Source organism: Blautia sp. An249, from assembly GCF_002159835.1.
In the GTDB taxonomy this organism is placed as follows: Bacteria; Bacillota; Clostridia; order Lachnospirales; family Lachnospiraceae; genus Blautia_A; species Blautia_A avistercoris.
Genome location: NZ_NFJL01000011.1, coordinates 44,223 through 65,768 on the forward strand (window position 1 = coordinate 44,223; position 21,546 = coordinate 65,768).

The following is a 21,546-nucleotide window of genomic DNA, read 5'->3' on the forward strand; positions in this document are numbered from 1 at the left end:
TTCTCTCGGACTATTTGCGAATCGGTCTCCCGCTTCTGCTGCCTGTATAAATTCCTTCTTTCACCGCGGTTTCTCCGGCCACCAGCACATACGGAATTCCCCTGGGTCTTGCATCCGGCAGTCCCATATGAGGATAGGTAGCCGTATCGCAGATCTCCGCCGGATCAAAAACAGTAATATCTGCATCTTTTCCCGGCAGGATCACTCCTTTATCTTCCATTTTAAATACTTTGGCAGGAAGATACGTCGCCTTGTGAACTGCTTCTTCCAGGGTCAGAAGTTTCCTCTCTCTCACCATTTCTCTGAAATATCTGGGATAGGTCCCCGCAATCTGGGGATGGCCTTCTCCCTTATCATAGGCTCCTATATCCGTGGACGGCATAGCATACGGTTTCTTCAGACATTCATAGATTTCGTCCTCAATCCCTTCAAAGAAGATAACCGCTTCATGGGGACACTCTTCTTTCATACGGAAATAAAGCTCTTCATCCATCACCTGTCCCTTATATTTTCCGGTAGCTACTACCATCTGACTAAACTTCCAGTTATTATTCTGTATATTATTCAAATCAAAGGTGGCTGTATCAAAATATGTGGTCCAATTGGTATACATACCGCTGTCAATATGGATATTCAGCCCTTCTTTCTGAGCCTTTTCCAGCATTTTAAGTCCCGGATCGCAAAGGCCGCCGCAATACTGATAAACAAAATGAGAAATCAGAATATCCGCCTTTGTCTCTCTGGCAACTAAAATCAATTCATATAAAGAATATAAATCTTCGTTGGTCAGAAGTCTTGTATGAATCGGACAAATCTTTCCGTATTCAGCGCAGAGCCTTGCCAGTTCCACCACTTCCCGGATACTGCATCCCGGTACGTAATCCAGTCCGAAGGAAACTCCGCAGGCTCCGTCCTGAAATGCCTTCCTGGCCGTCTCTTTCATAATCTCTATTTCTTCGTCACACGCAGGTTTATACCGGTCATAAACTCCCGCCCGGTTTCTGAGTGGAATTCCATGGCCAATCAGCATCGCCTGATGAATGGGGAATCCTTTTCTTTCCTGCTCTTTGAAAAACTCTCCCATATCCTCCGGACTATAACCGCAGTTTCCTCCTACCGTGGTTGTAATTCCCTGGCATACAGACAGTTCCCCGGCATACAGTTCTCCGTCCACATGTCCGTGCGGGTCGATAAATCCGGGAGAAACTACCAGTCCTCCGGCGTCAATTACCTCCTCTGCCTCCAGAGGCGTCTCAGAAAGTACGGCAATCTTATCTCCCTGTATTCCCACATGTAACTGTTTCTTTGTCTTATTCTGACTGTCAATTACAATTCCGTGATTAATTGCAGTTGTCAGCATTTTCATCTCTCTCTTTCTATTATATAGTATCTTCAATCCTTTCTTCTTTTTACTGGTATTTCCCTATCTTTTTGCACAAAAAATACGGACCTATACCAAAAGCCCTGTGCTCTTCATATACAACGTAAATGAAGAGCCCTCTGTCGCAGCTTATGCATAGTGCCCGCATGTGTTTCCCATTCCCAAACAGGAACCAGCCATTGACCACCTCCGTGTCCAATGGCTGCCATTTTTCTGATATAAACAATTTCAGGCCCGTCCTGCTCCATCCAGTCTCCTCTTACTCCTGTACGCGCCATGTAGGCATGTACGTCAAGCCCGATGGCATGGAGAAAGCCCGCAACTTTTGCTGCGGTTTTTTCTTCAAAAAGTCCGTTTTTACTGCTCTGACCTTTTCTCTGTTCCATCAGACTCTCCTTTCCTCTGCCTCAAATGCAGATTTATACAGGATAAAAAACAGCCGTAAACCTATTTTACGGCTGTTCGCAGGTTTCCTAAAGCCGGAAATCAGACTTGAACTGACGACCCCTTCATTACGAGTGAAGTGCTCTACCGACTGAGCTATTCCGGCTGGTCGTTGACACAAATGATATTATACAGGATTTTCTAAAAAATGCAATAACTTTTTTATTTTCTTTTTATTTTTTCAGGGATTAAACAGCGCCAAATGCCGGTCAGACATTTGACGCCATACTTTTCTCACTGCTTTTTAATGTGAATATCCATCTGGGGATAAGCCAGTTCAATCCCTTCCCTGTCAAAGGACTCTTTGATTTTTTCGTTCAGACGCCATTTGGCAGGCCAGTAATTATCGGTTGCCACCCAGGCACGAAATCCTATCACAACCCAGGAGGCAGCCAGCTCATCCAGAAAGACCACCATTTCCTGATCCGATAAAATATCCGGATCTTCTTTTAACAGCCGCTCCAGAATTCCTTTGGCCTTCTGAATGTCTGCCTGATAAGAAATGGTAACCTTAATTTCCAGTCTCCGCTCATCTTTGGCCGTCACATTGGTAATGCTGTTATTGGAAAGAGTTCCGTTTGGAATTACAATTCTTTTATTGTCCACAGTAGACAAGGTGGTATAACAGATTTCTATCTTCGTAACCGTTCCTTCCAGATTGCTTCCGCTCTCTATGATATAATCTCCCACCAGAAAAGGCTTGAAAATCAATATCATAATTCCTCCGGCCAGATTGGCCAGTCCGCCCTGCAGGCCCACGCCCAGGGTAATTCCCGCGGAGCCCAACAGGGCCGCAATAGAACTTTCTGTCACTCCGAAATTGGTGGCAATGCTGAAGACCAGAATCGCATACAGAAACATCCGGCCCAGAGAGCACAGAAACTGAATAACGCCGGCATCTACAGAAGCTTTCTCCAGCGAAGCCCGTAAAATTTTAATCAGCCATCGGACAACCTTCAGTCCCACATAAAAAACGATAAGAGATAACAGGATTTTAAGTCCGAACTGCGCCAGTGAGGGTAAATTTCTTTCTATAAATTCTATAAATTTCTGATCCATTTCTATTTAACTGCTTTCTTTCCCGTTTTTGCGGTTTTCCCGGAAACAGCCTTTTTTACTTTTGCAGGCTGATACTGAAAAACGGACAGACTCAGCGCCGGCAGTTTTACGGTAATGGAATAGTCTCTCTCGTCGCACTCTTCCTTTTTCGCCAGTTTTACCCGCGGATTGAGCACGCCGTTTCCGCCGAATTCTTTGCGGTCGCTGTTGAATATCTCTTTATAACGGCCGCCCTCAGGTACGCCTACCTGGTATTTCTCATAGGTAACGTCTGCAAAATTGCAGAGAACCAGGAGCGTCTCTTCTTTCTTCTCTGTTTTTCTTAAAAACGCCAGTACGTTCTGTTCATAATTCATTAACTGGATCCATTCGAATCCTTCCGGATCATCATCCTTTTCATAAAGAGCCGGACAGGATTTATATACCTGTACCAGAGCTTTCAGATACTCCTTAAAAGGCTCCGGAGCCTGTCTGTCTGCCGCCTGCATTTTCTTTCCGGGATGTACCATCTGATAGCCATAGGCAAGTCTTGCATTTGCCCCTTTCTGGCTGACGCTTCCGGGCAGCTCTTCCATCAGCTCTTTCAGACATCCCACATCTCTGGTTCCCATGGGAAGGATATATTCCTCGGAGTAAGCGTAAAGCATACTTAAGGTAAGCTGATCGTGATAATCTTTCCGGTAAACCGGTTCCTTCACCAGATATTCCATAAAATCGTGAATCCATCCGCCGCTCCATTTGTAGTCAAATCCCAGATGATCCTCTTCCACACTCTCTGTCAGGTCCGGCCAGAGTCCGTCTTCCTGGGCAATTAGTAAGACTTCCGGATACTGTTTCTTCACCAGAGAATTTAAATGTTTCAGAAATTCCACGGCTTCCAGATTCTCGTTGGTTCCGTATAAATTGGGCGTCCAGTTTCCACTGGTGCGTCCGTAGTCCAGATACAGCATGGCATCCACATCGTCCATACGCAGTCCGTCCAGATGGTATTCTTCAATCCAGTACAGAGCATTGGCAATCAGGAAATTTTTCACCATAGGACTTCCGTAATCGTAAAGCAGCGTATCCCAGAAGGGGTGGACATTCTCATTTTCATTCTTCTTTTCGTAAAGCAGCGTACCGTCAAACTGCTCCAGTCCGGATGCTCCTTTGGGGAACTGGGCCGGAGTCCAGTCTAATATCACTCCGATTTCCTCTTTATGCAGCCAGTCCACAAAGTATTTAAAGTCTTCCCCCTGTCCGTATCTTCTGGTAGGGGCGTAATAAGAAGAGGTGGAGTAGCCTTTTCCCTGATCATTCAGATATTCCATCACCGGATGGAGTTCCACATGGGTATAGCCCATTTCTTTCACATAGCTTCCGATTTTCTCAGCCAGCTCCCGGTAATTCAGGGTTTTTTCTTCCTCTTTGGCCTCAGTTTCCAAATCCACCTCATAAATATAGAGAGGCACGTTCTTTTTGCCAAAGCCTTTTCTCTTCTCCAGCCAGCTCTCATCCTGCCAGGAATATCCTGTGCCGCCGGACACCACAGAAGCATCTTTCGGAGGCATCTCCGCCTGGAATGCATAGGGGTCTGCCTTCAGCAGAATTTCTCCGCTCTTTGTCTTAATCTGGTATTTATAAATGTCGCCGGCTTTTACCTGAGGAAGAAACAGCTCAAAAATTCCGGACATAGGAAGGCGGTGCATGAGAGCCCGTCTTCCGTCCCAGTCATTAAAATCACCCACAACGCTTACCGTAACTGCATTAGGTGCCCAGACGGCAAAGGCTGTCCCTTCTGTTCCCTTTACCACTGCAGGATGGGCTCCCAGTTTCCTGTAAATATCATAGTGGATTCCCGAGAGAAACTTCTTTTCATCCTCTTCGGAAATCTGTCCCGGAAACGCGTAGGGGTCGTATTCTTCCTTTATCTTTCCGTCTTTTGTCTCTATTACAAAATGATAGGCAGGGATTTTTCTCACCGGAATTTCCGCGGCGAAGTATCCGGCCTCATCTTCCATAATCATTTCCTGTTTTTTCGAAGCTTTCCCATACACAATGGTCACTTTTTCCGCTGTTGGAAAATATCCCTGTACCAATACTCCCGTCTGTGTTACCTGGGGTGTCATTACATCTCTCGGGGAAGCTTCTTCTCCATAAATAATGGCCTCAATTCTGGGCCAGTTCATGCTGTTATAAACCTGTTCTTCCATAAGCTGCACCTCCTGTTTTGTTACATTTTATCATTTCTTGTCCCTTGTTGACAAGTCATTCTAAAATAGTTTGACAAACAAGTCCTTCTGTTCTACAGTTAAACTATATTATATACTGCGTAAGGAGGATCTGAAAAAATGAATAAAATTTACGATGCCGTTGCTCTGGGTGAATTATTAATAGACTTTACAGAAAATGGAATTTCTCCCCAGGGAAATCCCCTTCTGGAAGCCAATCCCGGAGGCGCTCCCTGCAACGTTCTGGCTATGCTGAATCAACTGGGCAAAAAAACCGCCTTCATCGGCAAAGTTGGAAACGATCAGTTCGGAACCATGTTAAAAGCCGCCCTTCAGGAAGTAAATATCGAAACAAAAGGACTGCTTATGGATGACAGTGTGCACACCACTCTTGCCTTTGTCCATACGTTTCCCGACGGGGACAGGGACTTTGCATTTTACCGGAATCCGGGCGCTGATATGATGCTGACCAAGGAGGAGGTATCCGAAGATCTCATCCGCTCTTCCCGCCTGTTCCATTTCGGCACTCTCTCCTCTACTCATAAGGGTGTCCGGGAAGCTACGCGTTATGCATTGGAAGTCGCAAAAAAAGAACAGCTCCTGATTACCTTTGATCCTAATCTGCGTCCTCCTCTCTGGGAAAATTTAGAAGACGCCAGGACAGAAATTCTGTACGGTATGTCCCAGTGCGATGTTCTGAAAATTTCAGATAATGAAATGGAGTTTCTTACCGGCACTGACGACTATGACCGGGGCGTAAATCTCCTTCTGGAGAAATACCCTATTCCACTGGTACTGGTAACCCTTGGAAAAGAGGGAAGCCGGGCTTATTATCAGGGAAGAAAGGTGGAAGCCGCTCCTTTCCTGCAGGAAAAAACCATTGAAACCACCGGCGCCGGCGACACTTTCTGCGCTTCTGTTTTAAATTATGTACTGGATCACGGTCTGGAGAATCTTACCGACGAAAACCTGACCGAAATGCTTACCTTTGCCAACGCCGGCGCCTCCATTATCACAACCCGAAAAGGCGCTCTGCGTGTGATGCCCTCCAGACAGGAAGTTCTGGATTTTATCGCTGCCGAAAAAAAGAACTAATTCTTCCCGAAAAAAAGTCTGCTGCAGATTTCCTGCAGCAGATTTTTTCCTCTCTTTTCAGAAGATATGATAATTTACTACCAGTGCGGCAAATACAATGGATACCATTGATAACAGTTTAATTAAAATATTAATGGACGGCCCGGAGGTATCTTTAAAGGGATCGCCTACCGTATCCCCTACTACAGCCGCTTTGTGGGCCTCGCTGCCTTTTCCGCCGTGTACGCCGCCTTCAATATATTTCTTGGCATTATCCCATGCGCCGCCTGCATTTGCCATGAAAATTGCCATTAAGAAGCCTGTGGATGTTGAACCTGCAAGCATTCCGATAACTCCGTTATACCCCAGGATCAGCCCCACCAGGACAGGAGTAATAATTGCAAGCAGTGTCGGGAGAACCATTTCCCGCAGACTGGCTTTGGTACAAATATCCACGCATTTTGCATAGTCCGCCTCTGCAGTTCCCTCCATCAGCCCTTTTATTTCATGGAACTGTCTTCTCACTTCCATCACAATACTCTCTGCAGCCTTGCCCACCGAAGACATGGTAAGAGCGGCAAAGACAAAGGGCAGGCATGCGCCGATAAAAATTCCCACCAGGACTGCCGGATTCATAACGCTCATATCCAGCGCCACATTTCCCTGGCCTACTTCCTGTACTTTCTCCACATAAGAAGCAATCAGCGCCAGAGCCGTTAAAGCGGCGGATCCAATAGCGAATCCCTTTCCTGTGGCCGCCGTGGTATTTCCCAGAGAATCCAGGGCGTCCGTACGCTTACGCACTTCCGGATCCAGACCTGCCATTTCCGCAATTCCTCCTGCATTATCTGCAATGGGGCCATAAGCGTCTGTAGCCAGGGTGATTCCCAGGGTAGATAACATTCCCACTGCCGCAAGGGCGATTCCGTAAAGTCCTCTGACGGACTCGGTAAAGCCGCCGGAGAAAGAATACGCTGCCAGTACGCAGATGGCAATGATGATGATGGGAACTGCTGTAGAGAGCATTCCCAGACTTAAGCCCCCGATAATGATGGTAGCAGAGCCGGTTTTGGCTTTGTCCGCCAGGTTCTTCGTCGGTTTATAAGTATCTGAGGTAAAATATTCCGTAAAGAATCCGATGAGGATTCCCGCCAGAAGTCCGGACAGAATCGCAAAGTAAAATCCCATAAAATCTTTTCCCAGTACAATCCATACCAGAGGCAGGGCCGCCACAGCGATAATCACCGCACTGGTATTCGTTCCCCGTCTCAGAGCCCGAAGCAGAGTGCTCTGTCTGGTATCTTCCGCCGTTCTTACAAGGGTGGAGCCCAAAATAGAGGCCAGTACCCCGATGGCTGCCAGAAGCATGGGAACGATAACGGCATTGACCCGATCCACGGCCTCGATTTTATTAAAGGCGATTACACCAAGGGCACACGCGGAAAGAATGGAGCCCACATAAGATTCATAAAGATCGGCGCCCATTCCTGCCACATCTCCCACATTATCTCCTACGTTATCTGCAATCACCGCCGGGTTTCTGGGATCGTCTTCAGGAATTCCCACTTCTACCTTTCCTACCAGGTCAGCCCCCACATCTGCGGCCTTTGTATAAATGCCTCCGCCCACACGGGCAAACAGGGCCATGGAAGAGGCTCCCATTCCGAAGGTAAGCATGGTGCTGGTAATGTCTTCAATGGGAAGGTCAAATACCAGGCGAAGAAGCAGATACCAGATGGAAATATCCAAAAGGCCCAGCCCCACTACCGTAAAGCCCATAACCGTTCCTGCGGAAAAAGCTACCGTCAGTCCTTTGTTCAACCCTTTTTGGCAGGCATTGGCCGTCCTTGCATTGGCTCTTGTGGCAATCTGCATCCCCACAAATCCAGACAGTCCGGAGAAAAATCCCCCCGTGACAAATGCGAAAGGAACAAACCAGGTAAGAAATCCCATGGCTGCCATTCCCAGTAAAATTACAAACATTCCCACGAAAAAAATGATCAGCATCTTATACTGACGGCGCAGGTATGCCATGGCGCCTTTGTGAATGGATGCCGAGATTTTTTTCATGGTTTCATTTCCTTCCGGAAAACTTAAAACCTTTCTGGCTCTGCCTGCTGCAAATAACAGCGCCACCACAGAACCAAACAACGTCAACAGTGCCAGTACATTGTCCATAGTAATCCCCCATTTCTGATTTTTCTTGTTGTTCTTATTATAGATCTTTTCAGAAAATTTAGGTATACTTTTTGAAAAAAAGCTGTGCGGCATCTTCCGTTAGATGCTGCACAGCTTTTCGTGCTACAGTTTTCTTGAAATGATCTGAGCGATTCCTCTGAGGTACTTTGAAAGTTTTTTTCTGTTTCGATACAGCATCTGTGCTGTTTTCCGCCTGCGGTTCCATCTCTTCCATTTTTTTACCAGTCCAGGCTTTGCCTTGTTCCTCATTTTATCGCCTCCGGTTATTTAATTACCCGTACTCTGGAAACTCCTTCCAGACCCTGAAGCTCAGTAAGGGTTTCCTTGGAAGCCGCGCTTTCCAGGTCAATCAGAGTATACGCGTATTCTCCCCGTCCTTTATTGGTCAAATCCGCAATATTCAGTCCTTCCGCTCCCAGAATTTTCGTCACATGATGAATCATGTTTGGAATATTCTTATGGGTAATGGCAATTCTGCAGACAGCTACACAGGTCCCCATATCGCAGGCCGGGAAGTTTACAGAGTTTTTAATATTTCCGTTCTCCAGAAAATCTCTCAGCTCTTTTACTGCCATAACGGCACAGTTTTCTTCCGCTTCCTCTGTGGACGCTCCCAGATGAGGCGTCACTAAAGTTCCCGGAAGACCTGCCACTGCCGGAGTTGCAAAATCGGTTACATACTTTTTGATCTTTTCTTCTCTCAGTCCTTCTATCAGAGCCTCTTCATCTACCAGTAAATCTCTGGCAAAATTCAGAATTACAACTCCGTCTTTCATCTTCCCGATGGATTCTCTGTTAATCATTCCCTTGGTATCATCCGTTAAAGGAACATGAACGGTTATGTAATCACACTTTGTATAGATTTCATCCAGGGATTTGCTGTGATGGATGGTTCTGGACAGATTCCAGGCTGCGTCAATGGAAATAAAGGGATCAAATCCGTACACTTCCATTCCCAGACCGGAAGCGGCGTTGGCTACCATACTGCCAATCGCTCCTAATCCTATGATGCCCAGTTTTTTCCCTGCAATTTCACATCCGGCAAATTTCTTTTTCTGTTTTTCTGCCAGTTTTCCAATGTCTTCCTGGTTTTTCTGCTGTTCCACCCACTCGATACCGCCTACAATATCTCTGGATGCCAGCAGCATTCCTGCGATTACCAGCTCTTTCACCCCGTTGGCGTTGGCGCCCGGTGTGTTAAATACTACAATTCCTTTCTCAGAGCACTCCGCCAGAGGAATATTATTCACCCCGGCTCCCGCTCTTGCCACGGCACACAGCGAACCGGGAAGTTCCATCTCCGTCATTTTAGCGCTGCGTACCAGCACAGCGTCTGCGTCTTTCATCTCCTCCGTATTCCGGTATTGGTCTGAAAATAAATCCAGTCCCGTTTTAGAAATCGGATTCAGGCAATGATACTGAAACATCAGATATTCTCCTCCTCAAACTTTTTCATAAATGCCACTAATGCTTCAACACCTTCTATTGGCATTGCATTATAAATGCTGGCTCGCATTCCTCCCACCGTTCTGTGTCCTTTTAAGTTTTCCAGTCCGGCCGCCTTTGCTTCTTTTACAAATCTGGCGTCCAGTTCTTTATCTCCCGTTACAAAGGGAACATTCATTAAAGAACGATCTTTCGGTACAACGGTTCCCTTAAACATCCTGCTCTCATCCAGGAAATCGTAGAGAATCTTTGCTTTCTTTTCATTTCTTGCTTTCATCACTTCCAGTCCTCCCATGGCTTTCAGCCATTTGAAGACTTTTCCGCACATATAAATACAATAACAGTTTGGCGTATTGTACATGGAACCGGCATCTGCATGGGTCTTATACGTAAGCATCGTGGGAGTCCCGGGAAGAACATCTTCCGTTATCAGATCCTCTCTCACAATGGCGATGACCATACCGGCCGGTCCGATGTTTTTCTGCACGCCTCCGTACACAATTCCATAACGGCTTATGTCCATAGGCTCTGACAGGAAACAGGAGGATACGTCGGAAACCAGAAGTTTTCCCTTGGTATTGGGAAGTTCCTTAAACTTCGTTCCGTAAATGGTATTATTTTCACAAATATAAACGTAATCTGCATCCGGGCTGATGGGCAAATCGGAACAGTCCGGAATATAGGAAAATGTCTTGTCTTCTGAGGTTGCAATTTTATTGGCTTTTCCGTATTTCTGCGCCTCAGTGTAGGCTTTCTTTGCCCACTGTCCCGTTACAATGTAGTCTGCTACCCGGTTTTTCATCAGATTCATGGGAATCATAGCAAACTGCTGGCTGGCTCCGCCCTGTAAAAATAAGACCCTGTAATTCTCCGGGATCTGGAGCAGTTCTCTTAAATCCGCCTCAGCTTCGTCAATAATCTGCTGGAAAGCGGGACTTCTGTGGCTCATTTCCATTACAGACATTCCCGTTCCTCTGTAATCCAGCATTTCCTCTGCTGCTTCTTTTAATACTTCTTCCGGCAATGCTGCAGGCCCCGCTGAAAAGTTAAACACTCTTGCCATTTTTTAAATCCTCCTCGTCAAATGCGTCTTCAATGTCTGCTCCCGCTGGAACCATCGGGAAAACTTTCAGATCCTGGTTGATAAGGCAATCCAGAACTACCGGATGGTCAGCCGCCAGAGCTTTAGCCAGTGCTGGCTCAACTTCTTCTTTTTTGGTGATGCGGATGGCTTCTGCTCCCATTCCTTCAGAAACTTTTACAAAATCCATCACATCGTTTAAAACTGTATGTGAATACCGGCTGTCATAGAACAGATTCTGCCACTGGCGCACCATTCCCAGCACGTGATTATTGAGAATAATCTGCACAATCGGAAGACGGTTTCTCACAGCCGTAATCACTTCATTCATATTCATCCGGAAACATCCGTCTCCGGCGATATTGATGACCTGTTTCTCGGGACATCCTATCTGAGCTCCGATACATGCTCCCAGACCATATCCCATGGTTCCCAGTCCGCCGGAACTAAGGAAAGTTCTGGGTTCCTTATATTGATAATACTGGGCCGCCCACATCTGATGCTGGCCCACATCTGTGGTAATAATGGTATCCTGATCCTTTGTCATCTCATAGAGTTTTTCGATAATATACGGACCGGTCAGCTGATCCGGATCGTACTTCAGCGGATAGGTTTCTTTTAATTCTTCTATATGAGAAACCCATTCTTTATGTGAAGCAGGAGAGACTTTTTCCAGAATTCTTCTGAGAACTTCTTTCAGGTCTCCGATTACGGCTGCATCCACTACCACATTTTTATTGACTTCAGCAGCATCCACGTCAATCTGCAGAATTTTAGCGTTTTTCGCAAAGTTGTTTACATTTCCTGTCACACGATCGCTGAATCTGGCTCCCAGCACAATCAGCAAATCACACTGGGAAACGCCCAGATTGGAAGCCTTCGTTCCGTGCATTCCCAGCATTCCCGTGTACAGAGGATCCTTTCCGTCAAAGGCGCCTTTTCCCATCAGACTGTCGCAGACAGGAGATTCTATCCTGTGCGCCAGTTCCCGGATTTCTTCCGAAGCGCCGGAAATTACGCCTCCTCCGCCTGCGAAAATAAACGGTTTTTCAGAGGCTTCTATCATTTCTACTGCCTGCTTAATATCCTCCGGACGGATTTCCTTTGTCTCCCGGTTAATGGTGGCCGGCTGTTTCCGTTCGTATTCCCATTTCGCTCCGGTGACGTCCTTGGTAACGTCCACCAGTACCGGACCCGGACGGCCGCTTTTTGCAATATAAAAGGCTTTCCGGATACTGTCGGCCAGTTTGGAAATATCTTTTACAATAAAGCTGTGTTTGGTCACCGGCATTACAATTCCGGCAATATCCACCTCCTGGAAAGAGTCTCTTCCCAGAAGAGGTTTCCCCACATTGGCTGTAATGGCTACCATCGGTACGGAATCCATGGATGCGGTGGCAATTCCGGTCACCAGATTCGTGGCTCCCGGACCGCTGGTTGCCATACAGACGCCTACTTTGCCTGTGGCTCTGGCATATCCGTCCGCTGCATGAGCTGCTCCCTGTTCGTGGGAAGTCAGGACATGACGGATTTCATCCCGATATTCATACAGAGCATCGTAAATATTTAAAATGGCTCCGCCGGGGTAACCGAAGACGGTATCCACTCCCTGCTCTTTCAGACATTCTATGATGATCTGTGCTCCTGTAAGCTGCATATCTCAATTCCTCCCTAGTGTTTCGGTACTTCCAAGATGGCTCCCCGGTTTCCGGATGTCACCATAGCGGCATATCTGGCCAGATAACCGGTGGTGACTTTCGGCTCTCTCGGTGTCCAGTTCTTTCTCCTTCTTTCCATTTCTTCCGGAGTAATATCTGCTTCCAGTTTCATTTCCGGAATATTAATACGTATCCTGTCTCCTTCTTCAATCAGCGCAATGGGGCCGCCCACTGCCGCTTCCGGAGAAACGTGTCCGATGGATGCGCCTCTGGAAGCTCCGCTGAAACGTCCGTCTGTAATCAGCGCCACAGAAGATCCCAGTCCCATTCCTGCAATGGCGGAAGTAGGATTCAGCATTTCTCTCATGCCCGGACCGCCTTTAGGTCCTTCATAACGGATAACCACCACGTCTCCGGCCACAATCTTTCCGCCTTTGATGGCTTCAATGGCATCTTCCTCGCAGTCAAAGACTCTTGCAGGACCCTCATGAACCATCATTTCCTCACAGACTGCAGAACGTTTTACAACGCCTCCGTCAGGAGCCAGATTTCCTTTTAAAACAGCTAAACCGCCGGTTTCACTGTACGGATTTTCTATCGGACGAATCACGCTCGGATCTTTATTGATACATCCTTCAATATTTTCACCCAGTGTCTTTCCGGTAACTGTCATACAGTCCGTGTGAAGGAGATTCTTCTTATTCAGCTCGTTCATCACCGCATACACGCCGCCTGCTTCATTTAAATCTTCCATATAAGTAGGGCCTGCCGGCGCAAGATGACAGAGGTTCGGTGTCCTGCTGCTGATTTCATTGGCAAAGCTGATATCGAAATCCATTCCAATCTCATGGGCGATTGCCGGAATATGCAGCATACTGTTGGTGGAACATCCAAGGGCCATATCTACGGTTAAAGCATTTAAAATTGCTTTTTCAGTCATAATGTCTCTCGGGCGGATATTCTTTCTGTACATCTCCATAACCTGCATTCCTGCATGTTTTGCAAGGGCAATACGCTCCGAATAGACCGCCGGAATGGTTCCGTTTCCTTTTAATCCCATACCCAGAACTTCTGTCAGACAGTTCATACTGTTGGCCGTATACATACCGGAACAGGAGCCGCAGGTTGGGCAGGCTTTATTTTCATATTCTTTTACATCTTCCTCCGTCATGGTTCCTGCACTGTAGGAGCCAACTGCTTCAAACATGCTGGAAAGGCTGGTTTTATGTCCTTTCACATGGCCTGCCAGCATGGGACCGCCGCTGACAAATACGGTGGGTACATTAATTCTGGCTGCCGCCATCAAAAGTCCCGGAACGTTTTTGTCACAGTTCGGCACCATAACCAGGGCGTCAAACTGATGGGCCAGAGCCATGGCTTCTGTGGAATCTGCAATTAGATCTCTGGTAACCAGAGAATATTTCATTCCAATATGTCCCATGGCGATTCCATCACACACGGCAATGGCCGGAAACATCACAGGAGTTCCTCCTGCCATGGCAACCCCCTGTTTCACTGCATTTACAATTTTATCCAGGTTCATATGTCCCGGTACAATTTCATTATAGGAACTGACAATCCCCACCAATGGGCGTTCCATCTCTTCTTTTGTCATTCCAAGAGCATTAAATAATGAACGGTGAGGGGCCTGCTGCATTCCTTTTTTTACTGCATCACTTTTCATATCGGTTTCCTCCTTGCTTTATCAGTCAATTGCTTCTGCAATCTTATCTCCCATTTCTCTGGTTCCCACACAGGTGCATCCTTCCGACATAATATCCGGAGTACGGTAACCCTGGGTAAGAACCGTCTGTACCGCCTTTTCCACAGCGTCTGCCTCCTGATCCAGATTCAGGGAATAACGCAGCATCATAGCTGCAGACAAAATCGTAGCTATGGGATTGGCTTTATTTTCTCCCGCAATATCCGGCGCGGATCCGTGGCTTGGCTCATACAGGCCAAATGAGGTTTCATTCAGACTGGCTGAGGAAAGCATACCGATAGATCCGGTTACCATGCTGGCTTCGTCAGAAAGAATGTCTCCAAACATATTCTCTGTTAAAATCACGTCGAACTGTCCCGGATTCTTTACAAGCTGCATGGCACAGTTGTCTACCAGCATATGTTCCAGGGTAATCTGAGGGTATTCTTTGGCAACCTCTTCCACCACGCTTCTCCAGAGTCTGGAAGAATCCAGTACGTTGGCCTTATCCACACTGGTTACTTTCTTTCTTCTTTTGCCGGCGATTTCAAAAGCTTTGCGGGCAATTCTTTCAATCTCTTTTTCATTATAAGTAAGGGTATCAATAGCTTTCTTTACCCCGTTTTCTTCGATGGTTTTTCTCTCTCCGAAATAGAGACCTCCTGTCAGTTCCCGGACAATCACCATATCAAAACCGTCCCCGATGATTTCTTCTTTCAGAGGGCAGGCTTCTTTTAATTCCTGATACAGATAAGCGGGTCTTAAATTTGCAAACAAGTTTAAGGATTTCCGAAGCTTCAAAAGTCCGGCTTCCGGACGTTTCGACGGCTCCAGCTGATACCATGGGGACGTTTTTGCATCTCCTCCTATGGATCCCATCAGCACGGCGTCTGCCTTTTTTGCCTCTTCAATGGTTTCATCTGTAAGGGGAACTCCATGTACGTCAATAGAGGCTCCGCCCAGCAGCAGTTCCGTGTAGGTAAATGAATGTCCATATTTTTCACATACTTTATCCAGTATTTTTTTCGCTTCTCTGACAATTTCCGGCCCGATTCCATCCCCCGGAATCAATGCAATTTTCTGTTCCATCGTATCATATCCTTTCTGTTTTTAGCGTATCGTTATTATCATACTCCACTTTTTGCAGGATTTCAACTAAATATAGAAAATTCGACACGCAGATTAAGACATGCTGCACAATTTTAAAAGCCGCCCGGAATCTCCTATGAGTTTCCGGACGGCTCCCCGTTTTTCTTATTCTGCAGAGGCGCTCTCTGGCTTTTCTACTTCTGCAATCGCTGCTTTACGCATGGGAATTCTGCAGTTTCTGTTATTTCCAAATTCTACAATCACATCTTCTTCTGTCATGCTGATAATGGTACCGTAGAATCCGCTTGTTGTTACTACACTATCACCAACTTCCATGTTGGAAAGCATTGCACTGACTCTTTTTTGTTCTTTTTTCTGCGGGCGAATCATCATAAAGTACAGCAGACCGAAGATAACTACCATCCAGATAACTGTAAATCCGATTCCCGTTGTCCCTGTTGAGGCTGATGCCACTACATTACCCATTTTCTTTCCTCCTATTTCTTGTATGAACATTATAGAACATCATACCGAAAAATTCTTATTTTATCAAGTGTTTTTCCAATTATTTTTCTGCCTTCGCCTGTTCAAAGCCCTCCAGCTTTTCTTTTTTATAAGCTTCAAATCTTCCCTGTTCCAGAGCCTGCCGAATCTCTTCCATCATATGATTATAGAAATACAGATTATGAAGGACACATAAACGCATTCCCAGCATCTCTTTTGCCTTCAGAAGATGGCGGATGTATGCCCGGCTGTAATGACGGCAGGCCGGACACTGACAGCCCTCTTCAATGGGTCTGGAATCCAGTTCATATCTGGCGTTAAACAGATTCCGTTTTCCCTGGCTGGTATATACGTGACCGTGGCGGCCGTTTCTGCTGGGGTAAACACAGTCAAAGAAGTCCACGCCTCTGCTGACTGCCTCCAGAATATTGGACGGAGTCCCTACTCCCATTAAATACGTGGGTTTATTCTGTGGAAGATGAGGCACCACCTCATCTAAAATCCGGTACATTTCTTCATGACTTTCCCCCACAGCCAGTCCTCCCACAGCATAACCGTCCAGATCCATTTCTGCAATCTCCTGGGCATGGGAAATACGAATATCCTCATAAACCGCCCCCTGATTAATACCGAAAAGAAGCTGATTCTTATTAATGGTATCTTCCAGGCTGTTCAGTCTTGCCATTTCCTCTTTACACCGTTTCAGCCAGCGGGCTGTCCGGTTTACAGAAGCCTGTACATAGTCTCTGTCCGCCCTGCTGGAAGGACACTCATCGAAAGCCATGGCGATTGTGGAAGCCAGGTTGGACTGAATCTGCATACTTTCCTCCGGCCCCATGAAAATCTTCCTTCCGTCCACATGCGAGTTAAAATAGACGCCCTCTTCCTTAATTCTTCTTAATTTCGACAGGGAGAAAACCTGAAATCCGCCGGAATCGGTCAGGATCGGTTTATCCCAGTTCATAAATTTATGCAGGCCTCCAAGCTGTTTTACCACCTTGTCTCCCGGTCTTACATGGAGGTGATACGTGTTGGACAGTTCCACCTGGGTTTTAATTTCCTGTAAATCCATCGTGGAGACAGCCCCCTTAATGGCAGCCGCTGTTCCCACATTCATAAAGACCGGCGTCTGAATGGTGCCGTGCACCGTCTCCAGCTGCGCCCGCTTTGCTCTTCCTTCCGTTTTAATTATCTGATACATAATGCTCCTCTTTGTTTTCTCTTCTATTTTTTCAGCTGAAGGTAGTATATATGGAATAGAAGAAAATGTAAAGTATTTCAATTTAATCCAGTACTATTATTGTTAAGTTTTAACATTGTCTTTTTAAATTTCTTGTCGTATAATGTTACGGAATTAAAATTTTATTACTTATTTATTATATTTTAGAGAATAAGAGGAGGCAGTTTTTAACCTTGAATACATCAATACATACTTATACTCTGGGAATCGACATCGGTTCCACAACTGTAAAAATTGCTGTTCTGGATGAAGAGGCTCATCTTCTCTTTGCAGATTATGAACGTCACTTTGCCAACATCCAGGAAACTCTGGCTTCCCTTCTGGGAAAAGCCCGTAAACAGCTGGGGGAACTGACGGTACACCCCGTAATCACCGGTTCCGGCGGCCTCACCCTGGCCAACCATCTGGAAGTTCCTTTTGTTCAGGAGGTCATTGCCGTTTCCACTTCTCTGGAAAAGTTTGCGCCGAAGACAGACGTGGCCATTGAACTTGGCGGGGAAGATGCGAAAATCATATATTTTGAAGGCGGAAATGTGGAACAGCGTATGAACGGAATCTGTGCGGGAGGAACCGGTTCTTTTATTGATCAGATGGCTTCCCTTCTTCAGACAGACGCGCCGGGACTGAATGAATATGCGAAAAACTATCAGGCGCTCTATCCCATTGCCGCCCGCTGCGGCGTTTTCGCCAAAACGGATATTCAGCCTTTAATCAATGAGGGCGCCACAAAAGAAGATTTGTCAGCCTCCATTTTCCAGGCAGTTGTGAATCAGACCATCAGCGGTCTGGCCTGTGGAAAACCTATCCGAGGACATGTGGCTTTCCTGGGGGGGCCGCTTCACTTTCTCTCCGAATTAAAGGAAGCCTTTATCCGTACCTTAAAGTTAGATGAAGAGCATACCATTGTGCCGGAAAATTCTCATCTGTTTGCCGCTATAGGTTCTGCTCTGAATTATAAACCGGAAGTAACCGTTTCTCTGACTGCCATGCGGGACCGTCTGGCGGCCTCCATCCCCATGGATTTTGAAGTGGAACGTATGGAACCTCTGTTCTCTTCCGAAAAAGACTATAATGATTTCAATGAGAGACAGGCGCTCTATCATGTCCCAACCAAAGAACTGTCCGAATATCAGGGACGCTGTTATCTGGGAATTGATGCCGGTTCCACTACCACCAAAGCTGCCCTGGTAGGAGAAGACGGAACCCTGCTCTATTCCTTTTACAGCAACAACGACGGCAGCCCGTTAAAAACAAGTATCCGGGCCATCCAGGATATTTACCGGAAACTTCCGGGCTCTGCCGAAATTGCTTATTCCTGCTCCACCGGATACGGAGAAGCTTTAATTAAAGCCGCACTCCTTTTGGATGAGGGTGAGGTGGAAACGGTTTCTCATTACTATGCAGCCGCCTACTTCGATCCGGAAGTGGACTGTATTTTAGACATCGGCGGTCAGGACATGAAATGCATCAAAATTAAAAACCAGACCGTTGACAGTGTCCAGTTAAATGAAGCCTGTTCTTCCGGATGCGGTTCCTTTATTGAAACCTTTGCCAAGTCCTTAAACTACAGTGTTCAGGATTTTGCCAAAGAGGCTCTTTTCGCTCAGCATCCCATTGATCTGGGAACCCGCTGTACCGTATTTATGAATTCCAAGGTAAAACAGGCTCAGAAAGAGGGGGCTTCCGTAGCCGATATTTCTGCCGGGCTTGCCTACTCAGTCATTAAGAACGCCCTTTATAAGGTCATTAAGGTATCCGACGCTTCTGAACTGGGAAAACACATTGTTGTTCAGGGCGGAACCTTCTATAATGACGCTGTTTTACGCAGTTTTGAAAAAATCGCCGGATGCGAAGCCATCCGTCCGGACATTGCCGGAATCATGGGAGCCTTCGGAGCGGCTCTGATTGCCCGGGAACGGTACACCCAGGGAAAAGAAACCACCATGCTGCCCATTGAAAAAATTAACAGTCTTCAGTACAAAACCACTATGGCAAACTGCAAAGGCTGTACCAATAACTGTCGTCTGACTATCAGCAAATTCAGCGGAGGACGTCAGTTTGTCAGCGGCAACCGCTGTGAAAAGGGAATCGGAAAGGAAAAGAACAAGGATAAAGTCCCCAATTTGTTTGATTACAAATACAAACGACTTTTTTCCTACAAGCCTCTGGATCCTGTATCCGCTGTCCGGGGAAAAGTGGGAATTCCCAGAGTTCTGAATATGTTTGAGAACTATCCGTTCTGGTACACCTTCTTTACCAGACTGAAATACCAGGTGATTCTCTCCCCAACCTCTACCAGAAAGATTTATGAGCTTGGCATTGAATCCATCCCCAGCGAATCCGAATGTTATCCGGCCAAGCTGGCCCACGGCCATGTAACCTGGCTTCTGCGAAATGACGTAAAATTTATTTTCTATCCCTGTATTCCTTATGAACGGGTGGAATTTCCGGACGCCGTCAACCATTATAACTGCCCCATTGTAACTTCTTATCCGGAAAATATTAAAAACAATGTGGATGAGTTAAATGATCCCTCCATTGATTTCCGCAACCCGTTCCTGGCCTTTACTTCTGAACAGATTCTGACCGACCGGCTGGTGGAAGAATTTGCGGATCTTCCTTCACAGGAAGTAAGGGAAGCCGCTCACGCTGCCTGGGAAGAACTGGAAGCCGCCAGAAAAGACGTGCAGAAGAAAGGGGAAGAAACCCTGAAATATATGAAAGAGACCGGACGCAGGGGAATCGTCCTGGCCGGCCGCCCCTACCATATTGATCCGGAAATTCATCACGGAATCCCGGATCTGATTAACAGTTACGGCGTCGCTGTGCTTACGGAAGATTCCATTTCTCATCTGGCGCAGATTGAACGCCCCATCCGCGTCAACGATCAGTGGATGTATCATTCCCGCCTTTACGCCGCTGCAAATTTCGTTAAGACACAGGAGAATCTGGATCTGATTCAGTTAAATTCCTTCGGCTGCGGTCTGGATGCCGTAACTACCGATGAAGTTTACGAAATCCTGGAAAAGAGCGGAAAGATTTACACCTGTCTGAAGATCGACGAAGTGAATAACCTGGGAGCCGCCAGAATCCGGGTGCGTTCTCTTCTGGCAGCCTTAAAGGCAAAGGAGAAACAGGAAACCAAAAGACAGATCCTGCCTTCTTCCATTGAAAAAGTATCCTTCACCAGGGAAATGCGCAAAGATTATACCATTCTCTGCCCGCAGATGTCTCCCATTCACTTCACCATTCTGCAGGCGGCTTTTAACGCTTCCGGATACCATCTGGAAGTATTGCCAAACGATAACAAAGCCGCGGTGGATGTGGGATTAAAATACGTAAACAATGACGCCTGCTATCCTTCTCTGATGGTCGTGGGACAGATTATGCAGGCCCTTCTGTCCGGCAAATATGATTTGAATAAAGTAGCAGTTGTCATGTCTCAGACCGGAGGCGGCTGCCGTGCTTCCAACTATATTGCCTTTATCCGCCGCGCTCTGAAAAAAGCCGGCATGGAACAGATTCCGGTTATTTCCGTAAACTTAAGCGGACTGGAGAGCAATCCCGGATTTAAGATGACTCTTCCTCTGATAAAGCGTGTGGTCTATGGAGCCGTATTCGGAGACATTTTAATGAAATGTATTTACCGTATGCGTCCCTATGAGGTCACAAAGGGTTCCGTAAATGCCATGCATAAGAAATGGGAAGAACGCTCCATCCAGTTTGTGACAGGAAAAAACGTCAGCCACAGCCGTTTTAAAAAGATGTGCCGGGAAATGGTTCATGACTTTGATAATATTCCCATTACCGAGGAGCGGAAACCACGGGTAGGTATTGTGGGCGAAATCCTGGTGAAATTCCTTCCGGCAGCCAACAACCATCTGGCAGATTTGCTGGAAGCCGAGGGCGCTGAACCGGTGGTTCCTGATTTGATCGACTTTATTAATTACTGTTTCTATAACCAGAACTTTAAAGCTCAGTTCCTGGGATTTAAAAAATCCAAGGCAACCATTGCCAACTGGGGAATCAAAGGAATTGAATGGGTGCGGAAAGCGGCCAATGAGGCCCTGGAGGCCAGCCGTCATTTCCATCCTACTGCAGACATCAGAGAGCTTTCCCAAATGGCTTCTCCCATTGTCTCCACCGGAAACCAGACAGGAGAAGGCTGGTTCTTAACCGGAGAAATGCTGGAGCTTATCCATGACAATGTCCCTAACATTGTCTGCATCCAGCCCTTTGCCTGCCTGCCGAACCACATTGTAGGAAAGGGTGTTATTAAAGAAATCCGACGCCGCCATCCGGAAGCAAATATTGTAGCGGTTGACTACGATCCGGGAGCCAGCGAAGTCAATCAGCTGAACCGAATCAAACTGATGTTATCCACCGCCTGGAAAAATCTGAAAAAGGAAGAAGAAAGTAAATCCTCTGCAGGCTGAGACAAAGACGGCAGTCATGCCCT

Annotated in this window: 15 protein-coding genes and 1 tRNA gene; 2 read left to right on the forward strand and 14 right to left on the reverse strand. The window is 46.7% G+C overall.

What is annotated here, in order from left to right; genetic code table 11:
• Positions 1-10: 10 nt before the first annotated feature.
• The 5 genes from B5F53_RS11215 to glgB form a co-directional block, all read right to left on the reverse strand.
• A complete protein-coding gene (locus B5F53_RS11215; protein ID WP_242970302.1) occupies positions 11-1,366 on the reverse strand; it encodes an N-acyl-D-amino-acid deacylase family protein in 1,356 nt (451 codons plus the stop codon).
• A gap of 107 nt (positions 1,367-1,473) precedes the next feature.
• Entirely contained in the window at positions 1,474-1,767 is a 294-nt protein-coding gene (locus B5F53_RS11220) for a hypothetical protein (RefSeq protein ID WP_087223421.1), read from the reverse strand.
• A gap of 91 nt (positions 1,768-1,858) precedes the next feature.
• Positions 1,859-1,931: transfer RNA gene (locus tag B5F53_RS11225), tRNA-Thr, on the reverse strand.
• 128 nt (positions 1,932-2,059) lie between these two features.
• Positions 2,060-2,884, reverse strand: coding sequence for a mechanosensitive ion channel family protein (locus B5F53_RS11230; protein ID WP_087223423.1), 825 nt, complete (start codon positions 2,882-2,884; stop codon positions 2,060-2,062).
• A 2-nt stretch (positions 2,885-2,886) separates the two neighbouring features.
• Positions 2,887-5,076 carry a 1,4-alpha-glucan branching enzyme gene (glgB, locus tag B5F53_RS11235; protein WP_087223425.1) on the reverse strand — a complete coding sequence of 730 codons (2,190 nt, stop codon included), beginning with the start codon at positions 5,074-5,076 and terminating at the stop codon, positions 2,887-2,889.
• 138 nt (positions 5,077-5,214) lie between these two features.
• On the opposite strand from glgB, the gene B5F53_RS11240 reads away from it, so the two are divergent.
• Positions 5,215-6,189, forward strand: coding sequence for a PfkB family carbohydrate kinase (locus tag B5F53_RS11240; RefSeq protein ID WP_087223427.1), 975 nt, complete (start codon positions 5,215-5,217; stop codon positions 6,187-6,189).
• 57 nt (positions 6,190-6,246) lie between these two features.
• Here the strand turns inward: B5F53_RS11240 and B5F53_RS11245 are convergent, their stop codons facing one another.
• From B5F53_RS11245 to tgt, 9 genes are all read right to left on the reverse strand, one after another.
• Positions 6,247-8,346, reverse strand: coding sequence for a sodium-translocating pyrophosphatase (locus B5F53_RS11245; RefSeq protein ID WP_087223637.1), 2,100 nt, complete (start codon positions 8,344-8,346; stop codon positions 6,247-6,249).
• 58 nt (positions 8,347-8,404) lie between these two features.
• Positions 8,405-8,581 carry a hypothetical protein gene (locus tag B5F53_RS19865; RefSeq protein WP_162610585.1) on the reverse strand — a complete coding sequence of 59 codons (177 nt, stop codon included), beginning with the start codon at positions 8,579-8,581 and terminating at the stop codon, positions 8,405-8,407.
• Between the two features lie 49 nt (positions 8,582-8,630).
• Positions 8,631-9,794 carry a phosphoglycerate dehydrogenase gene (locus tag B5F53_RS11250; RefSeq protein ID WP_087223429.1) on the reverse strand — a complete coding sequence of 388 codons (1,164 nt, stop codon included), beginning with the start codon at positions 9,792-9,794 and terminating at the stop codon, positions 8,631-8,633.
• On the reverse strand, positions 9,794-10,876 hold the full coding sequence (serC, locus tag B5F53_RS11255) for a 3-phosphoserine/phosphohydroxythreonine transaminase (protein WP_087223431.1): 1,083 nt from the start codon (positions 10,874-10,876) through the stop codon (positions 9,794-9,796). The genes B5F53_RS11250 and serC overlap by 1 nt, the downstream gene beginning before the upstream one ends.
• The gene (gene ilvB, locus B5F53_RS11260; RefSeq protein ID WP_087223433.1) at positions 10,860-12,551 is read right to left on the reverse strand and encodes a biosynthetic-type acetolactate synthase large subunit; all 1,692 of its coding nucleotides are present in this window, start codon (positions 12,549-12,551) and stop codon (positions 10,860-10,862) included. Before ilvB ends, serC begins: the two co-directional genes overlap by 17 nt.
• A gap of 14 nt (positions 12,552-12,565) precedes the next feature.
• Positions 12,566-14,236 carry a dihydroxy-acid dehydratase gene (gene ilvD, locus B5F53_RS11265; RefSeq protein ID WP_087223435.1) on the reverse strand — a complete coding sequence of 557 codons (1,671 nt, stop codon included), beginning with the start codon at positions 14,234-14,236 and terminating at the stop codon, positions 12,566-12,568.
• A 21-nt stretch (positions 14,237-14,257) separates the two neighbouring features.
• Positions 14,258-15,343: a 3-isopropylmalate dehydrogenase gene (gene leuB / locus B5F53_RS11270; protein WP_087223437.1), complete on the reverse strand. Its 1,086-nt coding sequence runs from the start codon at positions 15,341-15,343 to the stop codon at positions 14,258-14,260.
• A 165-nt stretch (positions 15,344-15,508) separates the two neighbouring features.
• Positions 15,509-15,829: a preprotein translocase subunit YajC gene (yajC, locus tag B5F53_RS11275; RefSeq protein WP_087223439.1), complete on the reverse strand. Its 321-nt coding sequence runs from the start codon at positions 15,827-15,829 to the stop codon at positions 15,509-15,511.
• Between the two features lie 79 nt (positions 15,830-15,908).
• Positions 15,909-17,048: a tRNA guanosine(34) transglycosylase Tgt gene (tgt, locus tag B5F53_RS11280; protein WP_087223441.1), complete on the reverse strand. Its 1,140-nt coding sequence runs from the start codon at positions 17,046-17,048 to the stop codon at positions 15,909-15,911.
• Positions 17,049-17,260: 212 nt separating this feature from the next.
• On the opposite strand from tgt, the gene B5F53_RS11285 reads away from it, so the two are divergent.
• Positions 17,261-21,523: an acyl-CoA dehydratase activase-related protein gene (locus tag B5F53_RS11285; RefSeq protein ID WP_330396193.1), complete on the forward strand. Its 4,263-nt coding sequence runs from the start codon at positions 17,261-17,263 to the stop codon at positions 21,521-21,523.
• Positions 21,524-21,546: the final 23 nt, after the last annotated feature.